Origin of the sequence: Microvirga sp. M2, assembly GCF_047497095.1 — a bacterium.
Taxonomy (GTDB): Bacteria; Pseudomonadota; Alphaproteobacteria; order Rhizobiales; family Beijerinckiaceae; genus Microvirga.
The window spans coordinates 65,592-84,650 of sequence record NZ_CP134065.1 but is presented as its reverse complement, the minus strand read 5'-3'; the positions used below and the strand labels follow the sequence as shown (position 1 = coordinate 84,650).

Below are 19,059 nucleotides of genomic sequence, written 5' to 3'. Positions count from 1 at the left end.
AGAGGGGTTTTCAATTGAGAGCGTTGCCTTGACATACGTCCGACAGGTCGACCACATGCGCAATGTCTGACGGGGCCAGACCGTAGCACCACCCTGCCAGGGCCGCCCGATGCGCTCGATCTGAACGCCGTCACCATCAGACTGGCCAGACAGCAAAGCATAGGCTATCCCCTCCCGTCACCGCAGGAAGCGCTATTTCTGCAGTGTAGGATGCGCCGGCGCGGTCGCGTTGTTCTGATCTCGCAGGTACTGAAAGGCGGCCAGGAGTTGCTTGTCCTTGGTCGGATCCGGCGGAACGTAAGCGGAGGAACCGCTGCGCTCTTCCTTCTCGCCACCGTTCTGCAGATGGCCGCGCAGACCGGTCTCGCCCTTGGTCTCGTCCTTGCCCTTCAGCTCGTCGGGCACGTCCTGCAGCACCTCGATGTCCGGATCGATGCCCTTGGCCTGGATCGAGCGGCCCGACGGCGTGTAGTAGCGTGCCGTAGTCAGGCGCACCGCGCCGTTGCCGCCGAGCGGGATGATGGTCTCCCGGGTGAGCTTCACCTCGATCGGATCCTTCGCTTCCTTGCGCTGGATCTTCAGCGTCACGGAGGAATTGACCGGACCGCGCATCTTGTCGACGGCCTGGTTCAGGTTGAGGCCCTGAACCTGCTCGCCGTCGATCTGGGTGATGACGTCATTGGCCAGGATGCCAGCACGGGATGCCGGGGTGTCGTCGATCGGAGTCACGACCTTCACGAGGCCGTCTTCCATCGTCACTTCGATGCCCAAGCCGCCGAACTCACCGCGGGTCTGCATCTGCATGTCGCTCGAATGCTGATCGAACGAGGTCAGCATGCCGTTGATGGCCGATTCGACGAGCTTCGACTCGTCAGGCTTCTCGACATCATCCGTGGGGACCTTCTCGAAGTCGTCTCCGAAAAGGCTCAGCTGACGGTAGGTATCGGTTGCAGCCGCACGGGCGCTTATTGCCGAGAGAAGGCCCGTCGTCGGCACCAGTGCCATCATGGCAGAGTCTACGAGCGCACCCAAAGCGAACGAACTTCTTCCGCTTTGAACACTGAACCTGAAGCTAAGTACAGCGTCGCAAGTTCAGTGGTATATTGAGTTGTGGGGGCCGCGAGGAGGCGGCCATGCGCGCCATTCGGTTGGATGAGCTCAGCTCAGAGCAGCTGAGCGAACTTGATCAGCTTTATCACACCAGCCCTGATCCGCGGGTGCGCATCCGCGCCCTGATGATCCTGCTCTCCGCCGAGCGCCATCTGGTTGCGGCCGAGATCGCCGCTCTGGTGCGCCAGCACGAGGAGACCGTGCGGCGCTGGTTCGCCCGCTATGCGGCGGAAGGCATCTGCGGCTTGGCCGATGCCCCCCGCTCAGGCACCCCGCCGAAGGTCACGCCCGCCTATCGCCAGCGTCTGTTGGAACTCGTGCGCCGCCGCCCACGCGCCTTGGGGCTGCCGTTCTCCCTCTGGACCGCCGCTCGGCTGGCCGACGCTCTGGCCGAGGAGACAGGCCTGCGCATGAGCGTGCCCAGCGTGCAGCGGCTCCTGCGGGCCGGCGGCATGGCGCTGAGCCGGCCGCAGCACACCATCACCAGCCCCGATCCCGACTATGCGCTCAAAAAAAGACGGTTGAAGACACCCGCGATGACCTGAAGCCCGACACGGTGTTCTACTATGCGGATGAGTTCAACATCAGCTGGCATCCCACCCTGCGGGCGATGTGGAGCCCGAAGGGCCAGCAGGTGATGATCCCCACCCCGATGCACCCCACGCGCCGCTATGGCCTCGGGGCCGTCAACTGGCACACCGGCGAGACGGTGGTCATCACGCGTCCCCACAAACGCCGCCAGGAGGTGGCGGAACTGCTCCAGGCGCTGCTCGAGCATCATCCCGCCACGACCGTGTATGTGGCCTGGGACAATGCCAGCACGCATGAGGACGACGAGGTTGAGGCGGTGCTCCGCGGTGCTGCGGGCCGTCTCGTGCTGTTGTATCTGCCGACCTACAGCCCGTGGCTCAACCCGATTGAGATGCTCTGGCGCCAGTTCCGGCGCGAGGTGACGCACTGCGAGCTCTTTGCCACCGTGCAGGACTTGCTCACCGCCACCAGAGCCTTCTTCGACCGCTGCAACGGCAGTCCGGACAGAGTGCGCGCCATCATCGGCGCACACCCCACATGAGTTCCGACGCTGTACTTAGAATATTGTAATCAAAAGATGTGATAAAGCCCTGTTTAAGAACTCAGTCGAGCGTCTGACGAAACCGCAGGACGGCAATAATCATCGCCGCCAGTGTGAAGGCGGCGAGCGCCAGCACGTCGACCTGAAGATCCATAAAGCCCGCCCCTTTCAGCATGATGCCGCGCACGATGCGCAGGTAGTGGGTTAGGGGCAGAACCTCCCCGATCATCTGCGCCCAGTCCGGCATGCCGCGAAACGGGAACATGAAGCCCGAGAGCAGGATGCTCGGCAGGAAGAAGAAGAACGACATCTGCATCGCCTGGAGCTGGCTCGTGGCGATGGTCGAGAAGGTGTAGCCCACCGACAGGTTGGCTAGGATGAACAGCAGCGTTAGCGCCACGAGAACCGCGGGGCTGCCGATGACCGGCACACCGAAGAGGAGCTTGGCGGCCCCGAGGATCAATCCCGCCTGCAGGCTACCGATGGCCAGATAGGGGCCGATCTTGCCCAGCATAATCTCGGCGGGGCGGATCGGCATGGCAAGCAGGCTCTCCATGGTGCCGCGTTCCACCTCCCGCGTGACCGAGAGCGCCGTGAAGATCAGCATGGTTAACGTCAGGATTGTGCCCATGAGGCCGGGTACAATGTTGAGGCGCGTCTCGCCGGCCGGGTTGTAGCGGCGGTGAATGCGCAGTTCGTAGGGTAGGGACTTCGGCGCGAGATTGGCCACCGGCCCGGTGAGCTCGCGAGCGAAGACGCTCGATGATAGACCCTGTAGGGCCGCCACCGCGCCTCCGGCCGCCACGGGGTCGCTCGCATCCGCGATCACCAGCACGGCGGGGCGTTCGCCGCGGATCAAGTCGCGGCCGAAATGGGCCGGGATCTGCACACCGAACTGCACCCGGCCAGACAGAATGAGATGATCGAGCTCCTCCTCGCTCGCAGCGCTCGCCCGGATGTCAAAATACTCGCTCACCTGCATGGCAGCCAGAAAGGAGCGTGCAAAAGAACTCTCGTCTTGGATCAGGACTGCGGTCGGCAGGTGCTTGGGGTCGGTATTGATGGCGTAGCCGAACAGGAACAGTTGGAAGAGCGGGATGAAGATCATCGTCGCGAACGTAATGCGATCGCGGCGAAGCTGCAGCAGCTCCTTGATAAAGGCAGCGTAGATGCGCTCCATCGAGGCCCGAAGGCCTTGCGTGCGCCGCGGGATTGCCGGTCCGGCGCTCATGCGAAGTTGTCCTTCGTGCGGCTCATCAGGTCGATGAACACGTCCTCGAGACTCGCATGGCCTGGGGTCCAGACCTGAGGTCCGCTCTTGCGCAGGTCATGGGTCGCCGCGTCCAGCCGTTTCGCGTCGCGTCCGCTCACGTGCAGCGCGGTGCCAAAGGGCGCTACCATATCGACGCCGGGGAGCGACTTCAGGTGCTCCGCCAGATCCGCGAGCTCTGGTCCCGTGACAGTGTAGGTGGTCAGGTGCGCGTTCGCGATCACCTCATCGACCGAGCCCTGCGTGAGCAGGTCCCCGTAGGCGATGTAGGCAATCTCATGGCAGCGCTCAGCTTCGTCCATGTAGTGGGTTGAGACCAGCACCGTGATGCCCTCATGGGCCAGCACATGGATCTCATCCCAGAAGTCTCGGCGTGCCTTCGGGTCGACACCGGCGGTCGGCTCATCGAGCAATAGGAGCTGTGGGCCCGGCAAGATGCAGGCGCCGAGCGCCAATCGCTGCTTCCAACCACCCGACAATTCACCCGCAAGCTGCTCGGCGCGATTCTCCAGACCGAGCCGCCGGATCGCGTCGCGGGCCGCAGCGTGCGGATCGGCGATGTTATAGACGCGGGCAACGAATTCGAGGTTTTCACGGATCGAGAGATCCGCATAGAGGGAGAAACGCTGGGTCATGTAACCCACGTGGCGTTTGATCTCGGCCGACTGCGTGCGAATGTCATAGCCCAAGCAGGTGCCACGCCCGTCGTCCGGCGTCAGCAGCCCGCAGAGCATACGAAGCGTGGTGGTCTTGCCGCTGCCATTGGGGCCAAGAAAGCCGTAGATCAGGCCGCGATGGACCTGCATGGATAGATTCCGCACCACCGTCCGGCCACCGAAGGATTTGGTGAGCCCATGCACGTCGATGACGACGTCGGAGGTTCTCGCGGACAGGGCGGCCGGGCCGGTGCTCATGATCCGGCCTCAGTCTCGATGGGTGTGACAGTCACAGGCAGGCCGATCGGCAATTCGGCACCGTCGACGGGGCGCGCCTCAACCCGGAAGACAAGCTTGGCGCGCTCCTCCTCGCTGAAGATAACAGGCGGGGTGAACTCGGCCTCGCGGGCGATGAAGCTGATCCGTGCCTGGAGGCCCGTTGGGCAGCTGTCGCAGGAGAGACTAACGAGGGTGCCCAGCGCAAGGGTGGAGAGGCGCGGCTCCGGAACGTAGAAGCGGATGCGCCGGTTCTCCGGCGGCAGCAGCGCGAGGACCGGTTGACTGGCACTCACCGTCTCGCCAGCGCGGAAATAGACGTCTTGGACCTGGGCTGCGGCGGGCGCGACCACCTGGCGACGGGCGAGGCGTGTCTCGGCTTGGCAGAGAGCCGCCACGGCGGCCTGTACGGAAGCTTCGGCGGCCCCAATCTCGGCGGTACGGCCAGTGATCTGTCCGGCCTCGATTTGGCGCTGCGCCTCTTCCACGGCGGCCCTGTCGCGCTCGAAGGCGGTGCGGGCCTGATCGAACTGGGCCTTAGCGGCAATGCCGCGCTCGAAGAGAGTCCGTTGCCGGTCGAGCTCGGCTTGTGAGAGGCTGAGCTGCGCCTTTGCCCGCTCCTCCTGGGCCTTCAGGATTGCGATCTGCTCCGGGCGCTGCAGAGCAGTTTGGAGATCGGCCAACTGGGCTCTGGCCTGATGCAGCCGCGCCTCGGCTTCGTTGCGTTGAGCAATCTGCATGGAGGATTCGAGCTTGAACAGCAGTTGGCCTTGCGTGACCCGGTCGGCGGAATCGACTGCAAGATTTTCGATGCGCCCGCCGTCTTCCGGCGCCATGAAGATCAAGTAGCCTTCGACGTAGCCCTGAAAGCCGGTGTCGCTCGCCTGTGGGCGCAGCAGGAACCAAGCGCCGGCTCCGCCTGCCAAGAGCAGGACCGCAAGAGCAGCGATGGCCAGCCTGCGTTTCATGACGAGGGATCTTTCAGCGCCTTCATCATCAGGGAAAGGTGCGCCTCCAGCATTGCGCCAACATCGATCGGCTCGAGGCGCTGGAACAAACTCGTCCAGAGAAGCGCCACCAGCCCCGGCGCGATGGCAAGCTGGGGAAACCGCACGAGCTCGTCCGAGCGGAACTCGCCGCGGGCGACGCCGCGCTCGGCAATGGTGCGCAGGAGTCCCAGGCCGCGGCTGATGACCTCGCGATGGTAGATTTCCGCGAGTTCGGGGAAGCGGGACGCCTCCCGCAGCAGCAGGCGCACGATATCGCCCCGACGGGTGCCAAGCACCTCCTAGTGCAGGAAGGCAAAGAGGGCCTTGAGCTGCTCCTCGGCTGGGATGTCGAGGGCGAGGACCTTTTGCTCGATCGTTCCGATCGCTCCACCAATTCCGGATTGTGCCAGTGCCTCGAACAGCGCCTGCTTGGACGGCACGTAGAGGTAAATCGTGCCCTTGGCGACGCCAGCCCGGGCGGCCACCTCGTCGAGGCGAGCTTCTGCGAAACCATTGTTCAGAAAGACGTCGAGCGCGGCGTCGAGGATCGCCTGAAGCTTGGCTTGGCGCTCGCTTTCGCTTCGGGCGGGGGTTTTCTTGAAAGCATGCCGTTTCGCCGCCATTGCTGCCTTCTCGCTTATGACTGACCGGTCAGTCACTTTACCCCTTCCGAAATACTGTGTCGAGCGTGATCTGGTCCAATGGGTAAGAGCCTGACAAGGCGCTGCGGACGTCGCTTTTTGCCATGCCCCGCAAGGCCTTCGACTTCGGCGCCCAAGCCACGCGCCCACCATTCGCAGCGGGTCGCCGCCAAGTATGATGTGACGTCCAGGGGGCAGCCCGCGCCGGCTTGTGCAGGCGGCCTTTCTGCACAAGGACCTGTCGTTGCCTGTCCGGATATGCGGTGCGGTCCCGATCAGCCAGAATTCAGTGTCATCCTTGGCGTGTGGGCAGCCTGAATTTTCCCCCGTGACCGGTACCTGTCGCCGTCAAACGTGCCAGAGCTGCTCGGGCTGTTGCTCCCGCCTCCGGCGGAGCTGGGGCATGCGGTAGCGCCCGTACTGCACATCGATCTCCGGCTCCCGAATCTCCTGTATGATCAGGCTAGGACTTCATCTTGCCGGGATGCAGCAGCACGATGTCCAGGTCGAGCATGGGAACCCCGCCGGCAGGATCGACGTCAGTGAGGCGTGGAGCATACCGGCATTCATCGGGACGCGATCCTGATCATCAATACCCAGTCCCGTCGGGGGCAACAGCTGTACGAACGGGCCAAGCACGAGATTATCCGCCGCGGGATCACGCTGTCCGAAAGCTACCCCGTCCGGGACGCGTCGCGGATCCCCGCTGTCGTGACCGAAGCCGCTGCCAAGGGGCACTGCTTCATTATCGTGGGCGGCGGCGACGGAACCATCAGTGCGGCGGCGTCATCGCTGGCGCAGCGGGACGCCGTGCTCGGCCTCCTCCCAATGGGCACCGCCAACAACTTCGCCAGAGCCAACCGCATCCCACTCGACCTGACGGCCGCCATCGATGTTCTCCTCTCCGGCAGGGCCGCCCGAGTCGATCTCAGCCGGGTTGATGACCGGACCTGCTTCACCAACGCGGTCTCCATCGGGATTACCAGCGCCATCCATCGCGGTAGTCCCGATCAGCTCAAGCGGCATCTGGGCCGAGTCGGCTATCTGCTGGCGGCAGCCCGGCAGCTCGCCGCGTGCAAGCCGTTCGAGTGTCGCCTTCTCCTGGACGGTACCCTGGTCGAGATGACTGCCCTTGATGTCAGGATCGCGAACGGGCCGTTCCAGGGTGGCCTGAGCGTGGTGGGTGACGCAAGCGTCAACAGCGGCGATCTGGCCGTCCGCGTGATCACGGCGAGGTCTCAATGGGATCTTGGGCGGGTGTGGCTGGGAACCGGCATGGGCCGGACCGACAATCCGGCCCTGGTCCAGACGTTCAGGGCACGCGAGATCGAGGTTTTCGCCACACCTCAGCAGCATGTATCTGTGGATGGCGAGGGGATGACCCGGACGCCGGCTCGGGTTTGCGTCGCTCCTGCCGCCCTGCGCCTGATGGTGCCAGCCTTCGGTCGAGAATCTTCATGACCAGAATCTGCCTCTGGGTTGCTCCGGCCCCATCCGGCACCCTGAAAGACCGGACCGTTTCCCCAGGTATTATGGTTCAGATAGGGCCATCCAGGGCACCATCCGCCCGTTACGAACCGCTCGGCACGAGGCCGACGCGCCCGTCCCATCCCCCGGCTGGGTTATTCCGATGGACGGTCCTCATCATCGGGACCGCCGTTTCAAGAATCGTCCAGGGTCGGTCGACATCGGGCAATTGGTGTATCAGCGTGATCTGCGACAGGGGATGCGAAAGCCTCTCGGCTACGACCGAGCCGATCCACAGGGGCCGAGCATGTTCTGGCCCCACCTGGACCTCGGCTGGCCACAGGCGTAGGACGACGCGCGTCCCAGGGCTCTCGCCCGGGTGCACCAGCGTCAGGTCCGGGAACCGGCCCGTTGCCACCACGGGAACGATCGGGAGAGCCAACGGATCGTCCGTCTTCGCCAGCCAATCGAGGGCGCTGGCCAGCGTCCACGGCACGGGCCGACGCCAGCCTTTCGCTTGCAGTGCCTGCTCCACGTCACCAAGGTCCCCAGCCCATTGCACCGTGAACGGCTCCTCGACCTCGCCGGTCAGGTCGGTCCGGTAGGCTGGACGCTGCCTCCAGGCGCCGCCGAGCCACTCGGCTTCCGAGACGGTGAGCACCTGCTCCCGCACGGCATAGCGTTCCACATCCAAGGCATGCCGGCGGGCGATGTTGAAGCCGCCGACGAGCGCCACCGAGGCACAGGCCACCGATGCGAGTGCCTTGGGGTTAAGCGACGGCGGATTGTGATAGACGTAGGTGACGCCCAACGTCACGGTCCACACGGTCGCGAAGGCGAGGCCACCAACCACGTCCGAGAACCAGTGCGCTCCGAGGTACAGGCGCGAGAGTGCAATGGCCGCCGCTAAGCACAGGCTCGTGGCCATGGCCGGAATGCGCCATCGCGGAGGAAGCTCCCGGGCGATCAGGAACCCGAGGAAGCCGTAGAGCGCCATGTTCACGGTCGAATGGCCGCTCGGAAACGAGAAGGCGCCCCAGCCCATGTACAGGTCTTCGGCGGGCCTGGCGCGATGGACCAGAACCTTGATACCCGTGTTGACGAGAGAGGCGATCCCGACGGCAAGTCCCCAGTAAATGGCGGCTCGCCAAGCCCGCCGGAGCAGGAACCACGCGAGGATGATGAGGGTCACGAGTGTGACCACGAAGGTGTCGCCGAGTTCCGTGATCGCGATCATGATCGCATCGGTCGGCGGCGACCGCAGGCCCTGAATCAGGTTGTAGACGGCCAGATCCAACTGCACGAGCGGATCGCCATTCACGACATCCTCCAGCACCCCAAGAAACACCCAGGCCGCCCCGAGGACCAAGCCCGCGAACAGCACCAGGGTGCCGGTTTCGGGCTTGGCGGGATCGAGCAAGGCCCGGACAGGACGGGCAAGCCACGTGTCGCGGGCCGCGGCCCAGCGCCAGAGTTGATCCCGCAGCGACAGGAGCACCGGAACGCCGCGGCGCACAGTGGCCCGGGTGAGCCAGACCACCAGCCACAGGATAACGGCCACAAGCGCCAACAGGACGCCCAGGCGCCCGGCATGACCACCGGCCGCGCTGACCGACGCCCCCAGTGCCACGCCTGGCAGCACATGCGCCGGTGCCCAGACGATGGCCGAGAGCACATTGGCGAGATAGAACCGCACCGGCGACATGCCGAGCGAGCCGGCGAGCAGGGGAACGAACGCGCGGACGCCGGGGGTGAAGCGACCGAGAAAGACACTCTTGCCGCCGTGACGCTGCATGAAGGCTTGGCTGCGGGCCACGAGGTCGGGGTGGCGGTTCATTGGCCAACGGTTCAGGAGCGCTTCGCCGTAGCGATGACCGAGCCAGTAGGACAGCCCGTCGCCGGCGATGGCTCCGAGGAGGGCGGCCGCCAGAAGGGGCCACACGCGGATGAGCCCCTGCGGCGCAAGGGCCGCGATCCCGATGAGCAGGGCAGATCCAGGCACCACTGCCCCGATGACTGGAATGGCCTCGGAGAGGGCGAGCAGGAAGGCCGCGCCATAGGCCAGGTGCGGGTTCGCGGCGACGAAGTCGGTCAGAGCATCGATGGGCACGGATCAACTCGGCCAAGCCTGTCGTCGGGCAACGGTAAGGCTGAGGCGTTTGACTGTGAAGGCCTGCGGCAATTCCCCCACAGTGAGGGCGCTCATGCAAGCTGGACCACGCCAACCTGGACCCTATGATGCCAGGTTGGAAAGGAGCCTGCTCGCCCATGGAAGCCTGGAACGACGCAATCTTCCTGACCTTGAACGCCCCCGAGCATCCATCCCATGCGGTGGTTCTGCTGGCGATCGCCATCGCGCAGGGAGCGATCTTCCTGGTACCCGTGCTGCTCGCGGCCCTGTGGCTGTGGGGTCATCGGGAGAGTCGGACAGGGTTGCTGCTGGCCTTCGTCGGTGCCGAATTGGCGCTGGGCGTCAACCAAGTCGCTGCACGGCTCTGGTACCATCCCCGTCCGTTCGCCGTGCCGATCGGGCACTCTTTGATCCAACACGTCGCCGACAGCTCCTTCCCGAGTGATCACATGACCTTTCTCGTGGCCGTGGGCCTCGGCCTGCTGGCCTGGACCCATGAACGCTGGGCCGGCATCTTGGTCCTGCTGCTGGCTGTCCCGATGGCGTGGTCTCGCCTGTACTTGGGCATCCACTTCCCGTTCGATATGCTCGGGGCGGTTCCGGTTGCGGGCGCTGGCCTCCTGATCGTGATGCCGTTCCGCGCCTCGGTCGAGAAGACGATCGTGCCCCGCCTGGCCGAGCCGCTTTATCGCCGCGTGTTTGCCGTTCCGATCGAACGAGGCTGGGTGCGGCCCTGAGCTTCGTCGCAAAATCGGTATTCCAGATACCTGCAGGCGGGCGAGGCGCATTACCCGCCTTGCGATCCTGTGCCGGTGCGGGGACGCGACACTTCGACGAGGACGTCAGGGGCAAGGATGCTCTGCCACGTCGAGCCTGTCCTCGGCAGCAGTCTGAACCCGAGCCTGCTCTTTGTGGGGGTCCCGCCTGCATCTCTTCCGAAGAGTCATGGTTCCGATAAGGCAACCTAGGGAGCCGGAGCCGGCCAGAATGCCCACAGCGTCAAGGCAGTCGCAGCAACCCAAACGCCAATAATCGCCACTGCCGCCGCCCGGCCTACGGGACGCTCAGACAGCCTCTGCGCCTCCTCGCGGAACTCTGCCATCAGCGCATCGGGGATCATTCTGAGGACGAGGAGGATTCCGAGCGGCACAATGATCACGTCATCAAGGTAGCCCAGCACGGGAATGAAGTCCGGGATTAGGTCGATCGGGCTGAGTGCGTAAGCCGCGATTGCCGCAGCTGCCAGTTTCACATGCCACGGCACCCGGGGGTCGCGGGCGGCGATGTAGAGGGCCACGACGTCCTTCTTGATAGCGCGCGCCCAATTTTTCAGTCGTGTCCCGATCCTCATTCGCTGTTCCTTTTCGGATTCCTGGAGACTGCCTGGGCGGAGCCGAGCCGCTGTTCTACGTGTGACAGGGGCTCCAAATAACAGGTTCACGGACGTCCATATCACACAACGTGGGATCTGTTGGACCCGCGCCGGCCATCGTCACGCCTTGGGGCAAGCTGCCTCCTGCTCGGCGCACTGATCCTGACCGGGCCGGATGCGGCCAATACCCTCCGCCTCGGCAAATTGGGGCCGTTGGGAGACGTCTCGATCCAACGGGCTGGATTGCCTATCATCAAAGTTCTTCAGTTGATTGAGCGGGGGGACATCGGTCGCCGGTCGAGCTTCCTCCCAAGGACACCGTCGGCGGAGCGGGTTCCCGGGCTCAGCTCGTCACCAAGACCATTTCGCCATGCATTCGTGGATCCCCTCAGCCAGAAAGCATCACGGTCGACCAAGAAGGCATGATCGAGGGCCGGAAGCATGCGTCCGAGGTTTCCCGCTTCTGAAAGGCACTAAGGTTCCGCCTGACGTTAGGCGAGGCAGTATCTGCGGCGGAGAAGGAGACCGGCGGAATGGCGGCCGCAGCCCGCTCCAATCTCATGGAGGACGGCAAGCAGACGCACTGCACCGTGCAGGTCGTGGAGCGTCCCCGCGACGTCCTGGTCGATGGCTGGATCGGGAGTGTGCTCGATCTGAATCCTCCTGATCCCGATGCGAGGCCAGGACAATGACACCTCGACAGAGCCATCGCGATCTTCGTACGATGCCCTGACGGAAACCGTGATCGGCCTCTTCAAAGCTGAAGTGGAGCTATGACGGAATGTGGGTGATGACGGTGTGAGAGAGGCGACGTATCGAGGCGGGTGTCGAGCCTGCCAGAACCTCTTCGAGAGAGCGAGATGGGGTGGACGACCCTCTTTGAGGCCGGTGTGCCAAGATGCAGGTCGTAACACCTTCCAGCGAGGAGCCCCAGATGACAGTTACAATGTTTGGCCTAGATACGGCTAAGTCAACGTTCCAGGTCCACGGGATTGACAGCGCCGGCCAAGGCGTGATCAGACGGAAGCTGCGGAGAGACGAACTCCTTTCATTTTTTGAACAGCAGGCAAACTGCACGGTTGTGATGGAGGCGTGTGGTGCCGCCCATCATTGGGCCCGCTTGCTGACGGGCCTGGGGCATGACGTCAAACTGATTGCCCCTGAAGCCGTCAGACCGTTCGTCAAGCGTGGTAGAAAGAACGATGCGGCCGATGCTGCCGCAATCTGCGAGGCCGCCTCTCGCCCCACCGTCAAATTCGTCCCCATCAAGACCCTGGAGCAGCAAGGCACTCTGGCCCTCCACGCGGTCCGGTCATTGTTGGTCAAGCAGCAGACCATGCTATCGAACTCCTTGCGTGGCTTGGCGACGGAATTCGGCCTAACGGTCCCACAAGGTATCCATAGGCTTGATGAACTCATGATGCTTGTAGATGCGGACAAGTCGCTGCCAACAGCAGGGCGACAAGCGATGGAGATGTTATTCGCCCAATGCAAGGAACTGACTGAAGGCATCGCAACCGCTGAAGCGGAGATCGTCGCGCACGCACGGAGTGACGCAACGGCACGTCGCCTCGCGACGATCCCTGGCATTGGCCCGATCACCTCCTCTCTGATTGCGGCGACGGTCGGCACCATTGAGGTGTTTGCAACCGCACGGCATTTTGCCGCCTGGCTCGGCTTGGTCCCGCGACAGTATTCTACCGGTGGGAAAACCCGTCTCGGCCGCATCACCAAAGCGGGTAATTCCGAGATCAGAAGACTGTTGGTCCTAGGCGCCACATCAATGGTTTACCGCGCTGATCGTTGGAACAGTGCAGTGGGTGCCTGGACCAGGTCAGCGCTGGAACGTCGCCCCATCAGGCTCGTGACGGTCGCATTGGCCAACAAGATAGCGCGCATTGCGTGGGCTGTGATGACGCGCAAAGAAGTCTACCGTCCAAAGGGGAATGCCGTCGTGACGGCATGATGCTCTCCTCCAAGATGGCAGACGACGGACGCGCGTTCGTCTAATCTGGCAGGAAACGCTGAAGAGCGTGATGGGAAAGACTGTCATCGAGGACAGTTCAGGCAACACCGGATGGCGTATTGTGCCTTGAGCACGCGAGCGAGATTGGTGCCTGACACGCAAGCGCACACCCATGATGGCCAGCGGTACGGACCGCGCAACAGGCCGGACATAAGGGCGCACCTGAGCAGATCTTTCGTATACGTTGATCAGCACTTCACGTGGGTCGTACAGCCACTTTGAATAGACGGCATAGCAAGAACGAGGACAAGCGCCCATATCTAACAGCTGGTCACGTGTCATCGCTGGTGATGATGACACGCTGGATGAACGCGCCTCTATATTCTGTAAAATACCTAGGATGAACTGTTCGTTGCAAAAGGATCATTGCTTCTGACGGGTCGTCCACATAATACGTCATGACCGACACTACCAACATTGTCCGCCTTCGTCAGCCCGACGCGATCGACGATCCCCTGACGGATATCCTGCGCGCCGGCGCCCGCAAGTTGCTGGCCCAGGCCATCGAGATCGAGGCCGAGGCTTATCTGGCCAACATGCGCGACCTGAAGCTGCCGGACGGCCGCGAGCGCCTGGTCCGGCATGGCCACGGCCCCGAACGCACGATTCAGACCGGCATTGGCCCGGTCGATGTCCGCCGGGTCAAGATCCGTGATAGGGGCGCCAGCAGTGATGCTGACCGGATCCGCTTCACCTCAGCGATCCTGCCCAAATGGGCGCGGCGAACAAAGAGTCTGGATGCCTTGCTGCCGATCCTCTATCTGCGCGGGCTCTCCACCGGCGACTTCCAGGAGGCGCTCTCCGCCCTGCTCGGCAAGGACGCACCCAACCTCTCGCCTTCCGTAGTCGCCCGGCTCACGGGCGAATGGCAGGCCGAGTACGAGCGCTGGCAGGCCCGCGACCTGTCAGCGCGTCGATACGTCTACGTCTGGGCCGACGGGGTCTACCTCCAGGCCCGGATGGAGGATCACGCCGAATGCATCCTGGTGCTGATCGGCGCCACGCCAGAGGGCAAGAAAGAGCTGGTCGGCTTCCAGGCCGGCGTACGCGAGAGCGCCCAGAGCTGGCGCGAGCTGCTCGTCGAGATCAAGCGAAGGGGCCTGTCCATTGCGCCCCGGATGGCCGTGGGGGATGGGGCACTGGGCTTCTGGAAGGCGCTCGATGAGCTCTTTCCCGGCACGCACCATCAGCGGTGCTGGCTGCACAAGACCGCCAATGTGCTTAACAAGGTGCCGAAATCCGTGCAGCCGGGGATGAAGGCGGCCCTGCGCGAGATCTATCTCGCCCCCACCCGCGCCCAGGCCGAGATCGCTGTCGATCTGTTCGAGGACGCCTATCAGGCGCGCTACCCGAAAGCCGTGGAGTGCGTGCGCAAGGACCAGCGGGCGCTGCTGGCCTTCTATGACTGGCCCGCTGAGCATTGGATCCATCTGCGGACCACGAACCCGATTGAAAGTGTGTTCGCAACCGTGCGGCACCGGACGGTGCGCACCAAGGGCGCGCTGTCGCCCACGACCGCCCGGCTGATGGTGTTCAAGCTGGTGATGGCGGCTGCGAAAAGCTGGCGGCGGCTGATGGGCGAAAACCAGTTGCCGAAGGTGATCGCTGGTGTCAGATTCCAGGACGGCGCCGAGGTCCTCCCGACGCCAGCACACAGCGTCGCCTGATCGGCCCATCACCTAAAATCCGCTATAGCTCGGAGGCCGCCTCGCTCCGGGTCTATCCCAGCCTCTGACGCGCAAACCCCTTCCCTGATCCACTGGAAGGCTGTCTGGTGGAGACGAGCCGCCGGTGCCAGGGGCACCAGCTCGAGCCTTCCGGAGCCGCTGCGCCACAGAAGATGATCTCAGCCCGATCACCAGAGAGGGCATAGCGCCACTGCCAGGTTTGGAGCCGGAAGAGCGTGGCTCTGTCACGACGAGAGGGCTCGGCGATCCCGATCTCAAGATTGGCAACATGATCGGATATTACGCTTGTTCCTGAATGGGACGAGCAAACGAGACCAGTTCGGCGCGATAGCCCTCGCGAACCACCGCCAAGGGTGTTCCGTCGTCACCGATAACAATCGCCTCATGATCGAGGACGACGGTCGGAAGCCTGCATTCGATACGGCCCATGCCTGAGAAATGAACCGCGGAGCACCTGGGCACCACGGCCGGAACACGCACCGACAACGTTCGGCGAAAGGGTTTGAGGGGAGCGATTGCCCGTCCAAAGGGGATATCCGTGGTTGACAGGATGTCTGCCATCTCAGGCGGCAAGCGCTGTGGGATAAACCAGTTCTCCGCCTCGCTGAGGAGAAGGCTGCCCCGAACCAACTGAACGCGCCGGTACCAGGTCGTCTCTCCTGGACGGGCTTCCAGCTTGCCGAGAATGTCGTCATCGATCCTGAAAGCAGGGGCATGGTGATGGCAGAGGACCGAGATCGGGCCGCTGGAGAGGTGATGCTCCTCACACCAAGCCTGAAGAGTTCCGGTTGCCGTCGAGCCCTGGATGAGACGTGCGCTCAACTCCTGGATCAGCTCACCGACATCAGGGCATTCAGTCATCATCGACACCCTCATATCGCGCCAAGCTCCCCTCTAAAGCAGGTACAGATCGTGCATCACACGCTTGCTGCAACAGATCCGGCGTGCCTCGACTGGAACGAGGGTTGAGCCCTGTGGGCCGCGAACAGTTCATGCGCATCAAGCGACCCAGCTTTGGGCCTTGGTGACGAGGAAATCGCGGAACGCCTGCACTCTTGCAACCAAGCGCCCTTCTTCGGGGTAGACCAGATAACTGTCGAGCGTCGGCATCTCGACATCCTGGAGCACCTGTCTGACCTTTGGATTGTTGCCCATTGCATAGTCCGGCGCCATGCCGATGCCAGCTCCGATTTCAATGGCCTGTCGAAGAGCCAGACTGTCATTGACCACCAAGCGGCTGGGGCGAGGATCCTTCGGATGGCGTCCCAGAGTGGTCAGGCCGTGGAGGTCCAGAATAAAGGCCGGCTGGTCGCCTCCCAAACTGACAATGGAATGCCGATCAAGATCGGCGATGTCCCGGGGCTCTCCGAAACGCTCGAGGTAAGCGTGGGAGGCATAGGCATGGTAGTGAATGGAGAACAGGCGCCGCTGGATCAGGTCCGGCTGCGTTGGCCGGCGCAGCCGGATGGCAATATCGGCCTCGCGCATCGCCAGATCCAACTCGTCGCTGGTCAGGATCAACTGGATGCGCACCTCCGGATAAAGGTCGAGGAATTCCGAGATCCGCTGTGCCAGCCAGATGCCCCCGATCCCGATCGTGGCTGAAACTTTGAGATCACCGGTCGGCCGCTGACTTGTCTCAGTCAGACGCTGGCGGGTTTTATCCAGGCGGAGGCGAACGTCCTTGGCGGCCCTGAAGAGCAGATCGCCGTGCTCTGTCAGGATGAGCCCGCGCGAATGCCGATGAAAGAGCGGAACCTTGAGCTCGCCCTCCAACGCCATGATCTGGCGGCTGACCGCGGACTGACTCAATCCGAGCTTTTCGGCCGCCCGGGTGAAGGTGCCGGCTTCGGCGACCTCGTAGAACACCCTGATTTTGTCCCAATTCAACGCGAACCTCGCTCCGCCGGCTAACGCCCTGCTCAGATGGGCAGCCTCGTCCAACGTCAGGCTGATAGTCTTCTAACATGCCGGGAGGGGAACGATAGTCTTTTGGGCTGCTTGATCCGTCGCCTGCTCATGACAGGAGAAATGCGATACAATAAAGCACCCATCGAATTTCTTTGTACCGGCAGCGGCATTAACCTGGACCCGCAGAGGTGTTGCCGCGACAATGTCCCATCAGCAGGCTTCCGACAGAATCCGGGATGGAACAAAGTCGGGTTCAGGCGGCGAGCACCGCACCGGCGATGTTCACCGTGGGATCTCTCACGGCAATCGGTGCCGGGCCAATGAAGGCAACCTTTGCCCCTGAGGGGCTCAAGCGGCAACGCAGGATAGCGTTCTGAGTCGCGTTGACGTTGAGAGAGTGAAGATGGGTCACAAGTCGTCGGGGCAGCGTTGGTCCCGATTTTAGCTTTGGCATGAGGCGTTGATGACAAACTTCCTTCGAGTCCTTCTTGCGATCCTTTTGCCGCCCATTGGCGTGTTTCTGACCGTTGGCATCGGCGGGCAGTTCTGGCTCAACATTCTGCTGACGCTTTTGGGATACGTCCCCGGCGTAGTTCACGCGGCGTGGGTTATCGCGCGACGCTCTCGGTGAATGTATAGAACAACTCACAATAAAGTGCGCCCTCGCCTGAGTTTCTGCCGTAAAAACACTTGTCAAGCCGTGATATCCGGCATAGGCGCAGCACAGATCAGAGGCATCCGTTATGCGGCAAGGGCTTTTCCTGCTGATGATAACAGGCCGATTCATTCCTTTTTCTTCTTCATTCGACTCCTGTGTAACCGAGGACCAGAAAATAATGAGCGAGAGCACGATTTTTCCAAACTACATCGAACTCTCTGCTGATATCGTCTCGGCTTATGTCAGCAACAATTCCGTTCCAGCTGCCGAGCTTCCGGTTCTCCTCAGTTCTGTCTATGCCGCCCTGACGAAGACAGGGCAGGGTCCTAGCCAGGAGCCACCAGCCGAACTAGCGCCTTCTGTTCCGGTGAAGAAGTCCGTGACGCCAGACGCGATCATCTGCCTGGAAGACGGGAAGAAGTTCAAGTCGCTCAAGCGTCATCTGCGAACCACGTACGACATGACGCCCGAGCAGTACCGCGCCAAGTGGAGCTTGCCCGCCGATTACCCGATGGTCGCCCCGAACTACGCCAAGGCTCGCTCCGAGCTTGCCAAGTCGATGGGCTTGGGCCAGCAGCGCAAGAAGGGGGCGGCTCCACTGGATGCTGCTGTTTCCGCCAAGCCGAAGCGGGCTGCGAAGACGGCTGCGCAACCGAGCGAAGCGGCTCAACCGGTCATGGGGAAACGTACAAGGAAAGCAGTCTAGTTCATACGGGATTGATCAGGATGGACAGGTTCTGATCCGCCGTCAGCTCCGCCGAGGTGAGCTCATCGGCTTCTTCCGGCGATTGCCGCCCTGCCTTTGAGATCCTAGCCCGCTTCCCGGCTGGCCTGCCGCCGGTCAACGTTGACTCGAACCAGCTCGAGATGGCGCTCCTCAATCTGGCGGTGAATGCCCGCGATGCCATGCCGGCCAGTGGCACGATCACCATTTCGGCCCATCAGGAAGACGTGACTGAGGGCAATGGGCACGGCCTTCAGGCGGGAACCTATGTTTGCGTGGTGGTGAGCGACACCGGCATGGGCATGGGTGCGGCCACCCTGGCTCGCGCCGTCGAGCCGTTCTTCACGACCAAGGGGGTCGGCAAGGGGACGGGCCTCGGTCTGTCGATGATCCATGGCCTCGCTGTTCAATCCGGCGGGACCCTGACGCTGAAGAGCGAGGTGGGGAAGGGCACGACGGCCGAGATCTGGCTGCCGCAGGGCGAAGCGGTGACGGGCGCCTCAGCCAACGATGTGCAAGCCCGTCCAGAGCATCGCGCCTGCACGGTGCTCCTGGTCGAAGACGATCCGCTGGTGATGACCGCAACCACCGCCATGCTGGAAGACCTCGGCCACACGGTGTTGGAGGCTCCATCGGCCGAAGCGGCCCTGAGCATCCTACGGGAGGACCCATCCATCGATCTGGTGGTGACCGATCATGCCATGCCGGGCATGACAGGACTGGAGCTGGCGGAGCGGATCCGAGTGGAATGGCCCACGATGCCAATCCTGCTGGCGAGCGGCCATGCCGAGGTGCCGCAGCGGACCGGGCTTGGCCTTCCGCGACTGGTCAAGCCATTCCGTCGCGACGAGTTGGAGCATGCGATTGCGTCCCTCGTCACGCCGGCCTGCGAGCCCGTTAACGTGGTGCCTTTCCGCAAGCCTTGATGATGTGCCAACCGGCACGTCCATGCTGCTGTCCAGCCTGCAAACACTTGCCCCTGCTGTCCTTGGATCTGCATCGTCTGCGTTCCACCACTCCGGGGAAAGTCGCAGATCGTCGAGACCGCGATGGATTTCATGAGCCGGG

The 19,059-nt window shown here is 63.0% G+C and carries 19 protein-coding genes and 1 pseudogene; 10 read left to right on the top strand and 10 right to left on the bottom strand.

Annotated features, from left to right (window positions below; genetic code table 11):
* Positions 1-192 precede the first annotated feature (192 nt).
* Positions 193-1,008, bottom strand: coding sequence for a S41 family peptidase (locus tag RE429_RS29015; RefSeq protein ID WP_414476283.1), 816 nt, complete (start codon positions 1,006-1,008; stop codon positions 193-195).
* A gap of 125 nt (positions 1,009-1,133) precedes the next feature.
* Between RE429_RS29015 and RE429_RS29010 the strand changes: the two genes are divergently transcribed.
* Together RE429_RS29010 and RE429_RS29005 are read left to right on the top strand one after the other, a co-directional pair.
* Positions 1,134-1,655, top strand: a complete 522-nt coding sequence (locus RE429_RS29010; RefSeq protein ID WP_414476282.1) for a helix-turn-helix domain-containing protein — start codon at positions 1,134-1,136, stop codon at positions 1,653-1,655.
* Positions 1,619-2,182, top strand: a pseudogene (locus RE429_RS29005) (IS630 family transposase); the annotation flags it as partial. The gene RE429_RS29010 and the pseudogene RE429_RS29005, both read left to right, overlap by 37 nt.
* Positions 2,183-2,243: 61 nt before the next feature.
* Here the strand turns inward: RE429_RS29005 and RE429_RS29000 are convergent.
* Genes RE429_RS29000 through RE429_RS28980 form a run of 5 tightly spaced genes read right to left on the bottom strand, consistent with a single transcriptional unit; the run spans position 2,244 to position 5,996 of the window.
* Entirely contained in the window at positions 2,244-3,413 is a 1,170-nt protein-coding gene (locus RE429_RS29000; protein ID WP_414476281.1) for an ABC transporter permease, read from the bottom strand.
* A complete protein-coding gene (locus tag RE429_RS28995; RefSeq protein ID WP_414476280.1) occupies positions 3,410-4,366 on the bottom strand; it encodes an ABC transporter ATP-binding protein in 957 nt (318 codons plus the stop codon). Before RE429_RS28995 ends, RE429_RS29000 begins: the two co-directional genes overlap by 4 nt.
* Complete coding sequence (locus RE429_RS28990) at positions 4,363-5,352, bottom strand: HlyD family secretion protein (RefSeq protein WP_414476279.1); 990 nt, start codon at positions 5,350-5,352, stop codon at positions 4,363-4,365. Before RE429_RS28990 ends, RE429_RS28995 begins: the two co-directional genes overlap by 4 nt.
* Positions 5,349-5,669, bottom strand: coding sequence for a TetR-like C-terminal domain-containing protein (locus RE429_RS28985; protein ID WP_414476278.1), 321 nt, complete (start codon positions 5,667-5,669; stop codon positions 5,349-5,351). The genes RE429_RS28990 and RE429_RS28985 overlap by 4 nt, the downstream gene beginning before the upstream one ends.
* A 3-nt stretch (positions 5,670-5,672) precedes the next feature.
* Positions 5,673-5,996 (bottom strand): TetR/AcrR family transcriptional regulator, encoded by a 324-nt coding sequence (locus RE429_RS28980; protein ID WP_414476277.1) that lies wholly within the window; start codon positions 5,994-5,996, stop codon positions 5,673-5,675.
* Positions 5,997-6,563: 567 nt separating this feature from the next.
* Between RE429_RS28980 and RE429_RS28975 the strand changes: the two genes are divergently transcribed.
* A complete protein-coding gene (locus RE429_RS28975) occupies positions 6,564-7,475 on the top strand; it encodes a diacylglycerol/lipid kinase family protein (protein ID WP_414476276.1) in 912 nt (303 codons plus the stop codon).
* Between the two features lie 109 nt (positions 7,476-7,584).
* Here RE429_RS28975 and RE429_RS28970 read toward each other — a convergent pair whose 3' ends face one another.
* Positions 7,585-9,591, bottom strand: a complete 2,007-nt coding sequence (locus tag RE429_RS28970) for a VTT domain-containing protein (RefSeq protein ID WP_414476275.1) — start codon at positions 9,589-9,591, stop codon at positions 7,585-7,587.
* Positions 9,592-9,749: 158 nt separating this feature from the next.
* Between RE429_RS28970 and RE429_RS28965 the strand changes: the two genes are divergently transcribed.
* Positions 9,750-10,349: a phosphatase PAP2 family protein gene (locus RE429_RS28965; RefSeq protein ID WP_414476274.1), complete on the top strand. Its 600-nt coding sequence runs from the start codon at positions 9,750-9,752 to the stop codon at positions 10,347-10,349.
* A gap of 227 nt (positions 10,350-10,576) precedes the next feature.
* Here RE429_RS28965 and RE429_RS28960 read toward each other — a convergent pair whose 3' ends face one another.
* Positions 10,577-10,963, bottom strand: a complete 387-nt coding sequence (locus RE429_RS28960) for a YkvA family protein (protein WP_414476273.1) — start codon at positions 10,961-10,963, stop codon at positions 10,577-10,579.
* 554 nt (positions 10,964-11,517) lie between these two features.
* Between RE429_RS28960 and RE429_RS28955 the strand changes: the two genes are divergently transcribed.
* The 3 genes from RE429_RS28955 to RE429_RS28945 all read left to right on the top strand — a co-directional run bounded on the left by RE429_RS28955 (position 11,518) and on the right by RE429_RS28945 (position 14,677).
* Positions 11,518-11,676, top strand: coding sequence for a hypothetical protein (locus RE429_RS28955; protein ID WP_414476272.1), 159 nt, complete (start codon positions 11,518-11,520; stop codon positions 11,674-11,676).
* Between the two features lie 242 nt (positions 11,677-11,918).
* Positions 11,919-12,950, top strand: a complete 1,032-nt coding sequence (locus tag RE429_RS28950) for an IS110 family transposase (protein WP_414476271.1) — start codon at positions 11,919-11,921, stop codon at positions 12,948-12,950.
* 458 nt (positions 12,951-13,408) lie between these two features.
* Positions 13,409-14,677, top strand: a complete 1,269-nt coding sequence (locus RE429_RS28945) for an IS256 family transposase (RefSeq protein ID WP_414476270.1) — start codon at positions 13,409-13,411, stop codon at positions 14,675-14,677.
* A 300-nt stretch (positions 14,678-14,977) separates the two neighbouring features.
* Here the strand turns inward: RE429_RS28945 and RE429_RS28940 are convergent, their stop codons facing one another.
* Both RE429_RS28940 and RE429_RS28935 read right to left on the bottom strand, forming a co-directional pair.
* Positions 14,978-15,562 (bottom strand): hypothetical protein, encoded by a 585-nt coding sequence (locus tag RE429_RS28940; protein ID WP_414476269.1) that lies wholly within the window; start codon positions 15,560-15,562, stop codon positions 14,978-14,980.
* 135 nt (positions 15,563-15,697) lie between these two features.
* Positions 15,698-16,588: a LysR family transcriptional regulator gene (locus RE429_RS28935; RefSeq protein WP_414476483.1), complete on the bottom strand. Its 891-nt coding sequence runs from the start codon at positions 16,586-16,588 to the stop codon at positions 15,698-15,700.
* Between the two features lie 484 nt (positions 16,589-17,072).
* On the opposite strand from RE429_RS28935, the gene RE429_RS28930 reads away from it, so the two are divergent.
* The 3 genes from RE429_RS28930 to RE429_RS28920 all read left to right on the top strand — a co-directional run bounded on the left by RE429_RS28930 (position 17,073) and on the right by RE429_RS28920 (position 18,917).
* On the top strand, positions 17,073-17,240 hold the full coding sequence (locus tag RE429_RS28930; RefSeq protein WP_414476268.1) for a YqaE/Pmp3 family membrane protein: 168 nt from the start codon (positions 17,073-17,075) through the stop codon (positions 17,238-17,240).
* Between the two features lie 205 nt (positions 17,241-17,445).
* Positions 17,446-17,973, top strand: coding sequence for a MucR family transcriptional regulator (locus RE429_RS28925; RefSeq protein WP_414476482.1), 528 nt, complete (start codon positions 17,446-17,448; stop codon positions 17,971-17,973).
* Positions 17,974-18,134: 161 nt separating this feature from the next.
* Positions 18,135-18,917, top strand: a complete 783-nt coding sequence (locus RE429_RS28920; protein ID WP_414476267.1) for a response regulator — start codon at positions 18,135-18,137, stop codon at positions 18,915-18,917.
* Positions 18,918-19,059 lie beyond the last annotated feature (142 nt).